The organism is Actinoplanes palleronii (assembly GCF_016862315.1).
Taxonomy (GTDB): domain Bacteria; phylum Actinomycetota; class Actinomycetes; order Mycobacteriales; family Micromonosporaceae; genus Actinoplanes; species Actinoplanes palleronii.
Window position 1 is genome coordinate 1 of the sequence record NZ_BOMS01000209.1, and the last position, 3,242, is coordinate 3,242.

Sequence of the window (3,242 nt, forward strand, 5' to 3'; positions counted from 1 at the left end):
TGGTTGTTCGTTTGCTGTGAATCACACAGTGGACGCGTAGCACAAAGTTTGAGGTGGTTAAGCCCTCGGCCTATTAGTACCGGTCAACTCAACACGTTACCGTGCTTACATCTCCGGCCTATCAACCCAGTAATCTAGCTGGGGGCCTTACCCACTCAAAGGTGGTGGGATACCTCATCTCGAAGCAGGCTTCCCGCTTAGATGCTTTCAGCGGTTATCCCTTCCGAACGTAGCCAACCAGCCATGCTCCTGGCGGAACAACTGGCACACCAGAGGTTCGTCCGTCCCGGTCCTCTCGTACTAGGGACAGCCCTTCTCAAGTATCCAACGCGCACGGCGGATAGGGACCGAACTGTCTCACGACGTTCTAAACCCAGCTCGCGTACCGCTTTAATGGGCGAACAGCCCAACCCTTGGGACCTGCTACAGCCCCAGGATGCGACGAGCCGACATCGAGGTGCCAAACCATCCCGTCGATATGGACTCTTGGGGAAGATCAGCCTGTTATCCCCGGGGTACCTTTTATCCGTTGAGCGACACCGCTTCCACACGCAAGTGCCGGATCACTAGTCCCGACTTTCGTCCCTGCTCGACCCGTCAGTCTCACAGTCAAGCTCCCTTGTGCACTTACACTCAACACCTGATTGCCAACCAGGCTGAGGGAACCTTTGGGCGCCTCCGTTACCCTTTAGGAGGCAACCGCCCCAGTTAAACTACCCACCAGACACTGTCCCTCGACCCGATCAGGGCCGCAAGTTAGATACCCAAACCCAACAGAGTGGTATTTCAACAATGACTCCACCCGAACTGGCGTCCGAGCTTCACAGTCTCCCACCTATCCTACACAATCGAATTCAGATACCAATGTCAAGCTATAGTAAAGGTCCCGGGGTCTTTCCGTCCTGCCGCGCGTAACGAGCATCTTTACTCGTACTGCAATTTCGCCGGGCCTGTGGTTGAGACAGTGGGGAAGTCGTTACGCCATTCGTGCAGGTCGGAACTTACCCGACAAGGAATTTCGCTACCTTAGGATGGTTATAGTTACCACCGCCGTTTACTGGCGCTTAAGTTCTCCGCCTCGCCCCGAAGAGCTAACAGGTCCCCTTAACGTTCCAGCACCGGGCAGGCGTCAGTCCATATACATCGTCTTACGACTTGGCATGGACCTGTGTTTTTAGTAAACAGTCGCTTCCCCCTGCTCTCTGCGGCCATACCACGCTCCACCAGCAAGTGGCTTCACGCGTCCGGCCCCCCTTCTCCCTAAGTTACGGGGGCAATTTGCCGAGTTCCTTAACCACAGTTCACCCGTCGCCTTGGTATTCTCTACCTGACCACCTGTGTCGGTTTAGGGTACGGGCCGCTCAAAGCTCGCTAGAGGCTTTTCTCGGCAGCATAGGATCAATGACTTCACCAGAACGGCTCGGCATCACGTCTCAACCTTAATGCACCGCGGATTTGCCTACGGTACGGCCTACACGCTTACCCCGGCACAACCACCGGCCGGGATCATCTACCTTCCTGCGTCACCCCATCGCTAAACTACTACCCCAATAGGTCCTAGTCTCCCGCATCGCCGGCCGAAACCATTGAATTGATCGAAAAGTTAGTAACTGAAGGTTCGTCTTGGGCGCTCTTTTGCGGGTACGGGAATATCAACCCGTTATCCATCGACTACGCCTCTCGGCCTCGCCTTAGGCCCCGACTCACCCAGGGCGGATTAGCCTGGCCCTGGAACCCTTGGTCATCCGGCGGAAGGGGTTCTCACCCTTCATTCGCTACTCATGCCTGCATTCTCACTCGTGTAGCGTCCACGGCTGGATCACTCCGCCGCTTCACCCGCTACACGACGCTCCCCTACCCATCCACACACCTGGACCATCGCCCAAAGACGACAGCCGGGTAAAGTATGAATGCCACAGCTTCGGCGGTGTGCTTGAGCCCCGCTACATTGTCGGCGCGGAACCACTTGACCAGTGAGCTATTACGCACTCTTTAAAGGATGGCTGCTTCTAAGCCAACCTCCTGGTTGTCAATGCGATCCCACATCCTTTTCCACTTAGCACACGCTTAGGGGCCTTAGCTGGCGATCTGGGCTGTTTCCCTCTCGACTACGAAGCTTATCCCCCGCAGTCTCACTGCCGCGCTCTCACTTACCGGCATTCGGAGTTTGGCTGATTTCAGTAAGCTTGTGGGCCCCCTAGACCATCCAGTGCTCTACCTCCGGCAAGAAACACGCGACGCTGCACCTAAATGCATTTCGGGGAGAACCAGCTATCACGGAGTTTGATTGGCCTTTCACCCCTAACCACAGGTCATCCCCCAACTTTTCAACGTTGGTGGGTTCGGTCCTCCACGCAGTCTTACCCACGCTTCAACCTGCCCATGGCTAGATCACTCCGCTTCGGGTCTAGAACATGCGACTAAAAGCGCCCTATTCAGACTCGCTTTCGCTACGGCTTCCCCACACGGGTTAACCTCGCCACATGCCACTAACTCGCAGGCTCATTCTTCAAAAGGCACGCCATCACCACTGCTAGGGTGGCTCTGACGGATTGTAGGCGAACGGTTTCAGGTACTATTTCACTCCCCTCCCGGGGTACTTTTCACCATTCCCTCACGGTACTTGTCCGCTATCGGTCACCAGGAAGTATTCAGCCTTACCAGGTGGTCCTGGCAGATTCACAGCAGATTCTAGGAGTCCGCTGCTACTCGGGAACACTGCAAAGAGGTCACACACTTTCGTCTACCGGGCTCTCACCGTCTACGGCCGACTTTCCCACGTCGTTCGACTAGCATGAAACTTTGTAACTCTTCACCAGAATGTCAGTCCTGATAAGCAGGTCCCACAACCCCCCACGCGCAACCCCTGACAGGTATCACACACGCAAGGTTTAGGCTAGATCCGCTTTCGCTCGCCACTACTCACGGAATCACGGTTGTTTTCTCTTCCTGCGGGTACTGAGATGTTTCACTTCCCCGCGTTCCCCTCACACACCCTATGAATTCAGGCATGGATGACACGACATGACTCGTGCCAGGTTTCCCCATTCGGACACCCTGGGATCACAGCTAGTTTGGCAGCTCCCCCAGGCCTATCGCGGCCTACCACGTCCTTCATCGGCTCCTGGTGCCAAGGCATCCACCGTTCGCCCTTGACAACTTAACCACAAAAAACAAGATGCTCGCGTCCACTGTGCAATTCTCAACCAACGACCAACCCACAACCCCATCCGCAAAACACC

Annotated in this window: 1 rRNA gene; it reads right to left on the reverse strand. The window is 55.6% G+C overall.

Going from position 1 to position 3,242, the window contains the following annotated elements:
• Nucleotides 1-53: 53 nt before the first annotated feature.
• Nucleotides 54-3,166: ribosomal RNA gene (locus Apa02nite_RS50615) — 23S ribosomal RNA — on the reverse strand.
• Nucleotides 3,167-3,242: the final 76 nt, after the last annotated feature.